Origin of the sequence: Helicobacter sp. 12S02634-8 (genome assembly GCF_002272865.1) — a bacterium.
GTDB lineage: Bacteria > Campylobacterota > Campylobacteria > Campylobacterales > Helicobacteraceae > Helicobacter_J.
The window spans coordinates 275,750-282,440 of the sequence record NZ_MLAP01000001.1; the positions used below are offsets into that span (position 1 = coordinate 275,750).

Genomic DNA, 6,691 nt, shown 5'->3' on the forward strand with positions numbered 1-6,691 from the left:
ATGCGTTGTTGCGATTGATTTTTTTATTTATTTTTTGTGTTTTGGCTTATGGGAGTCAGAGTGCTGTGCAAAAATTTGATAAAAACAACAACAAGATTTTTGAACTCCTAGCCGATAATGTGAGCGCACAAGGCAGTATCGTAGTCGCTTCTGGCAATGCTGTGCTACTCAATCACGATATTTATATACTCGCAGATAAAATCTCTTATGATACCAAAAATCGCATTGCCACTATTGATGGAGATATCAAGGTCTATAAAGGTGGGAGCTTTTTTGTCCGTGCTGAGCATATTGTTTTGAATATGAACGAAAAATACGAGGCTATCGAGCCTTTTTATATGCAAGAGAGCGTGAGTGGTATGTGGGTGAGTGCAAATATCGCTGAAAATATAGACAAAAAATATAGCTTCAAAAATGCTGTGATTTCAGGCTGCAGTATCGAAAACCCCATTTGGCATATCGATGCGACCTCTGGGGGGTATAATTCTAGCAACTCTGCCCTCTCGCTTTGGAATCCTAAAGTCTATATCGGTGATGTGCCAGTGTTTTACTTCCCCTATCTCTATCTCTCCACAAGCAACAAAAGAACTTCAGGGTTTTTATACCCTGAGTTTGCAGCCTCCAACACAGAGGGCTTTGTGTATATGCAGCCCTTTTATTTGGCATTGCAAGACTTTTGGGATATGACCTTTACCCCCCAAATTAGGACTTCTAGGGGCTATGGAGGGAATATCGAAGCGAGATTTATCGACTCTGAGCAAGATACTTTTACCTTCAACACGCGTTTTTTTCATAATGAAACTGATTATTTCACAAAATATAATTTGAGAAATAGAAATGTCTATGGTTTTGAATTTTTGCACTCTAGCAGAAACCCCCTTGAGAAATATCTAGGACTAAAATCTTTTATTGACAATGGCTTGTATCTGGATTTTTTGTATATGAACGACTTGGATTATGTCAGATTTGAAAATATCAATAAAATCATCACCGATGGCACGCATATGTCCCGAGGCAACTACTACATACAGACTGAAAACCACTACTATGGTATCAATTTTAAGTATTTTTTGAACCTCAATAAAATCAACAACTCCAAGACTTTCCAATCCCTCCCCAACCTCCAATACCATAAATATCTCAATACGCTTTTTTTCAAAAATCTATTGTATTCTATCGATTATCAGTTCAAAAACACCGCGCGAGATATCGGCTATGGCTATGTGCAAAATGCTTTGAGTATCCCTGTGGGTATGCAATTTTCTTTATTCAAAAAATACATTTCTTTGGGTATCTGGAACAATCTATATATGAGCAATCTAGCCATCACCAACCCCGAAGAAACTTTTATCCCCGATTTAGGCAAGAAAAGCACTCGTGCATTTGGCAATATCTTATCAGCAGGGTATATGATCTCTTTGAATACAGATTTAGCCAAAGACTATGACAAAGTCTTCCATACTATACAGCTTGAAATAGACTTCAGCGATCCTTATTTTCAAGTATCCAATGGCTTGCTAGACACACAAATGTATCCCCTCACAGCCAAACTCAGAAAAGACCACAAGCCCAACGATTATGATTATTACACACTCAATGGTAAGTCCTATAGCGATATTTGGGATCCTTTGAGTATCACGAGCTCCAATGTCTTAGGCAGAAAGATGGACTTGAAACTGATCCAGTATTTTTATGGACTCGAGGGCAAAGAGCTGTTTTATTGGAAACTTTCCCAAACACTCAACTTTGATGATGCCATCTCTATCGCACGGATCCCTATGGAAAATAAAGTCGGCTTCTCCCCCCTCAAAGGGCTTGATGTGTATGGGAGCGTGTTTTATTCTTTTTATTACAATAGCCTCGATGAAATCGCCCTAAATGCGACTTACAAGCATAATTATATGGTCGCAAACCTTTCATACTACATCAAAAGAAATTTCAATGACAATAGTATCAATAAAGTGATTGAAAATTCAGCAAACTATCTCAAAGGGGGCTTTAGCAATGATTTTGGCTATTTTGGTCTAAGCGCTTCAGCAGGCTATGATATCAAAAACAATATTTTGCTTGATTGGGATGTGGGGATTTTTAAAAATATCCGTTGTTTTGGTATCGGACTGAAATTTGTCAATCAAAGGCGACCGATTCTCACCAACGACCCAGGCAATCCTTTGAGTGTTTTGAAAAATACCTATATCAAGCTAGAATTTAGCTTTTCGCCCTTAACCAACACTGCCCTGACCTACCGAGTCAGCAACAAGCTTGATAAAATCAACAAATAAGGAAAAATATGGGGACTACAAATCATAAAAACATACAATTTGAAAGCCGAGATGACGCCCTCTTGCGCTTGATGGACGAGATGTTGATGTGGCATTTGGATATCAAAAACTCCATCATTTTAGCCACAAGCCTAGCTGGCGTGGAATTTGGCGAGAAAATGTCGCAAAAACTAGGTATCCCGCTAGATTTTTTATTCACCGTGCCTATCCTTGCTCCTTTGAATCCTGAGTGTGAAATTGCTATCGTGAGCGAAAATATGGATATAATAATGAACGAGGCTTTGATAGATTCTTTTGAAATCACACTCGATTATGTCTATGGTGAAGCCAAAAGAGCCTATGAAGAGGTGATTTTGGCAGATATTTATAAGTTCAGAAAAGGCTCGATGATTAGCTCTTTGAATCAACGCGATGTGTTGATTGTCGATCAAGGGGTCGAAACGGGTCTGACAATGAATGTCGCTATACAGACTTGTATCGCTAAGGGAGCAAAAAATGTCTATGTCCTCACTCCAGTGATTGCTAAAAATGTCGCCAATTCTTTAGCAGAGAATTGCGATGGTATCATCAGTGTGTTCAAGCCAGAGCATTTTGTATCTACAGCACATTATTACAAGACATTGCCCCCCATTGATGATGAGCAAGTCGAAAAGATACTTGACAAATCGCTAGGAAAAATCGAAGAAAAAAGCTTGAAACAAAAATAAGGAAAAGGAAGATATGTGAATACGATTGAGTTATGTTTGGAAAATCTCAAGGAAAAATATACCATAGACTTTGTCGCCAAGCAGGCTGCAGGGTCTGTTTGGTATCAGAGTGGAGGGTGCGTGATCCTTGCGAGTGTGTGCGTTGATACAAAGCCTGTAGAAGAAGATTTTTTGCCCTTAACGGTGCAATATATCGAGAAATCCTATGCCATCGGCAAGTTCCCAGGGGGGTTTATCAAGCGCGAGGGCAAGCCCGGTGAATTTGAAACACTCACTTCTCGGCTCATCGATAGAAGTCTGCGCCCCTTGTTCCCTAAAGGCTATACATACCCGACACAAATTACGATTATGGTGCTTAGCTATGACAAACAAGCCGACTTGCAAGTCTGCGCACTCAACGCAGCTGCCAATGCCCTATATCTCTCTAGTCTGCCTGTTTATCACCCTGTAGCTGGGCTTAGAATCGGACAGATAGAGGGGAAATTTATCATCAATCCGACTCCAGAAGAGCTGACCCAATCAAGCCTTGATTTGTATGTATCTGGGAGTGAGGGGGCGTTATTGATGATTGAAATGCGTGCATTAAACACCCACCAACAACCCAATGAAATCCCCGAAGAAGAGCTGCTCCAAGCCCTCGAACTAGCCCAAAAAACCATCACTTCATCTTGCAAACAATACAAACAAGCCTTTGGAGCACACATCAAAGCTCCCCTAACATTGCCGCTAAATACCTTGCAAAAAGACCCCCAAATCCAAGCATATATCAAGGCAAACTACGCACAAGCAATCGCTGCAGCCATCGCACAAATGGCAAAGAGCGAGAGAAGTTCTGGGCTCAAAACAATCGCCCAAGAAATCTATCAAGCCACATCAATCGAGCAAGGCTGGACGCTCAAAGACATCTCCCTTGCCCTAGAAGACTACAAAAAGCAATCGATTCGAGAGCAGATCCTCACTCAAAAGGTGCGTTCAGATGGCAGAGGGTATGAAGATATCCGCAATATCGATATTCAAACCAATATTTTGCCTTACGCACACGGCTCTGCATTATTCACCAGAGGGCAGACACAGGCTTTGGTTGTGAGCACATTAGGGGCTGATGGCGATGCACAGATTCAAGAGTCTTTGAGCGAGAAAAGCACAAACAAAGAAAGTTTTATGTTCCATTATAATTTCCCTGGCTTTAGCGTGGGCGAGGCAAGTATCATCTCACCTCCCAACAGAAGAGAGCTAGGCCATGGCAATCTAGCAAAACGAGCATTAGAATCGAGTATCCTTGATAGGAGCAAAACAATCAGGCTCGTATCTGAAATCCTTGAATCCAATGGCTCTAGCTCGATGGCGAGTGTGTGTGGAGGGTCGCTAGCATTATGTGCAAGTGGCATAGAGGTCAGTGGCTTGATCGCAGGGGTGGCGATGGGGCTAGTTGTCGATAAAGAGCGGTATGCTATACTCAGTGATATCAACGGGCTAGAAGACCACGATGGAGATATGGATTTCAAGGTAGCAGGCTCCATGCAAGGTATCACAGCCATGCAGATGGATATAAAGCTTGAGGGCGTGGCGTTTGAGATACTCAAACAAGCCCTCTATCAAGCCCAAAAAGCCAGAAACACTATCCTTGCAATCATGCAAAAAGCAAGAGAATCCATCATAATCAACACAGAAATCCTCCCTAGCCTAGAGGTCTTTAGTATCCCTCCTGCCAAGGTTGTAGAAGTCATTGGGCAAGGGGGCAAGACTATCAAAGAAATCATCGAGCGCTTCAAGGTCAGTATCGATCTCAATCGCGAAAATGGCGAAGTCAAAATCTCTGGTGAAAGCCAAAAAAACACAGAGGGAGCAAAAGGCTTTATTTTAGATCTCATCGAGAGTCAAAGGGTCGATGTGAGCAAATATGAAGTGGGCGAAGTCTTTGTGGGTGTGGTCAAAAAAGTCCTTGATTTTGGGGCATTTATTGGGCTGCCAAGAGGGGGTGATGGCTTATTGCACATCAATCGCTTTGGCAAAGGCAGGGATTATCATCTCAAAGAAGATATGCACGAGGGCGATCAAGTTCGCTGCCAGATACTTGGTTACAACAAGGGAAAAGTTGAACTTGACCTTGTTAGAAGCTGATTTAAACTTATCTTTATAATTTTTTAGAGATAATCACACTTCAAAAGCTTCAAGTAGGGGACAGATCCGAACGGGCTTAATTTTTGTAGGAGTTGATATGAAAGCTTTGTTGGTATTATTTTTTGGCTTAGTCGGTTTTGCGTTTGCTAGTGATCCCATCAGTGGTATGGATATGATCAAATCATATTCTATCGCAGGGGGTGTTATCGGTCTAGGAATCGCTGCTTTGGGTGGTGCTATCGGTATGGGGCACGCAGCAGCAGCTACTATCTCTGGGACAGCTAGAAATCCAGGTATTGGTGGGAAATTACTCACAACGATGTTTATCGCTCTTGCATTGATTGAAGCTCAAGTTATCTATACTTTGGTTTTTGCTATCATTGCTATTTATGCTAATCCTTTTATAGGATAACCAATCGCTCCTTTTTACAAGGAGCTTGTGCGCTGGTGGTGGAACTGGTAGACACGCCATCTTGAGGGGGTGGTGAGGCAACTCGTGCGAGTTCAAGTCTCGCTCAGCGCACCATATTTTTTAGTTATGCCGAAGTGGTGAAATTGGTAGACGCGCTAGACTCAAAATCTGGTAGGGGCAACCCTGTGTCGGTTCGAGTCCGACTTTCGGCACCATAACTTTCTGCTCTTACCTTCTCTAGCTTCTTTATCAATAGTTTAGATTTTTATCAAGTTTTTTGACTGCTTATTTATAGATTTTACCAAATTGATATTTTGATTTGACTTCATATCATATGGCTACAAGCCTTGTATGCAACCTGAATCCTAACCCAATCCCATATCCCCCCCCATCAAACAATTCCTTTTATTAAAATCAGTCCAACACAAATTAAAAATCTTGACTATAGAGCAAATCTAAAACCAACCAGTTGAACCACTTTTTGAATATGGGGAAATTTTACAAATCAGGGGCTTGCAGAAATTATGCAAAAAAATATCCAAAAAAACAAAACAAAAACTTACAAAATAGATGGCTTTAGAGGAAAATAATGTATCAATGTTTAGAATATGATATGCAAAAGAAAATGGAGATGGTGGAGTGTAGGGGGTTTGATAAATTGTATTCAAATAACATACAGCAGGCGATTTGTGCGTATTGAATGATTTGTATTTGATAACCATCTGTGTCAATCAGCATTTTCCCTTTCCTAAAAAGCTAAAAACTCTAATCCCAAAAAGGGGTTATCAAAAATCACAAAAACTGAACTTAAGATCACAAAACCTAAACGATTGTGCGCGTTTTATAATAATCAACAAGCTCTCCAAAAAGAGCTTGAATCAGATGAGGGGACTTTACCCCCCCCCCCCCCATTAAAAACGATACACAGCATTGATACCACCATAAGAGGAGGTTTTATAGCTCCCTCTTTCTACTTGAGCTTTGATGAAATTACCAAACCGATAGAGTACTGCTACTTGCCACTTGCCTTGATACCAATGCACTCCGACTATAGGATAGATACTAACCATTGAGTAATGGACATCTTTGACTTTAGAGCTTTCAGTCAAGCTTGCATCCGAGATTCCTATTTGTCTGATAGTCCCACTGATTGTTAGAGTCGAATAATC

5 protein-coding genes and 2 tRNA genes are annotated in these 6,691 nt (G+C 41.0%); 6 read left to right on the plus strand and 1 reads right to left on the minus strand.

Annotated elements, in window-relative coordinates; all coding sequences use genetic code 11:
* The first annotated feature begins 5 nt into the window (after positions 1–5).
* From lptD to BKH46_RS01375, 6 genes are all read left to right on the plus strand, one after another.
* On the plus strand, positions 6–2,282 hold the full coding sequence (lptD, locus tag BKH46_RS01350) for an LPS assembly protein LptD (RefSeq protein ID WP_095225011.1): 2,277 nt from the start codon (positions 6–8) through the stop codon (positions 2,280–2,282).
* An 8-nt stretch (positions 2,283–2,290) separates the two neighbouring features.
* Positions 2,291–2,989, plus strand: coding sequence for a phosphoribosyltransferase family protein (locus BKH46_RS01355; protein ID WP_095225012.1), 699 nt, complete (start codon positions 2,291–2,293; stop codon positions 2,987–2,989).
* 15 nt (positions 2,990–3,004) lie between these two features.
* Positions 3,005–5,110 (plus strand): polyribonucleotide nucleotidyltransferase, encoded by a 2,106-nt coding sequence (locus BKH46_RS01360; RefSeq protein WP_095225013.1) that lies wholly within the window; start codon positions 3,005–3,007, stop codon positions 5,108–5,110.
* A gap of 97 nt (positions 5,111–5,207) precedes the next feature.
* Positions 5,208–5,522 carry a F0F1 ATP synthase subunit C gene (locus tag BKH46_RS01365; protein ID WP_095225014.1) on the plus strand — a complete coding sequence of 105 codons (315 nt, stop codon included), beginning with the start codon at positions 5,208–5,210 and terminating at the stop codon, positions 5,520–5,522.
* A gap of 29 nt (positions 5,523–5,551) precedes the next feature.
* Positions 5,552–5,636, plus strand: a tRNA-Leu gene (locus BKH46_RS01370).
* A 14-nt stretch (positions 5,637–5,650) separates the two neighbouring features.
* Positions 5,651–5,737: transfer RNA gene (locus BKH46_RS01375), tRNA-Leu, on the plus strand.
* A 696-nt stretch (positions 5,738–6,433) separates the two neighbouring features.
* On the opposite strand, the gene BKH46_RS09425 is transcribed toward BKH46_RS01375, so the two are convergent.
* On the minus strand, positions 6,434–6,691 hold a 258-nt coding region (locus BKH46_RS09425; RefSeq protein ID WP_172402517.1), incomplete at its 5' end, for a hypothetical protein.

Bases quoted from the DNA above. Each gene is read 5' to 3' on its own strand.
- BKH46_RS01355 (WP_095225012.1), top strand. From the start codon at position 2,291: ATGGGGACTACAAATCATAAAAACATACAATTTGAAAGCCGAGATGAC.
- BKH46_RS01365 (WP_095225014.1), top strand. From the start codon at position 5,208: ATGAAAGCTTTGTTGGTATTATTTTTTGGCTTAGTCGGTTTTGCGTTT.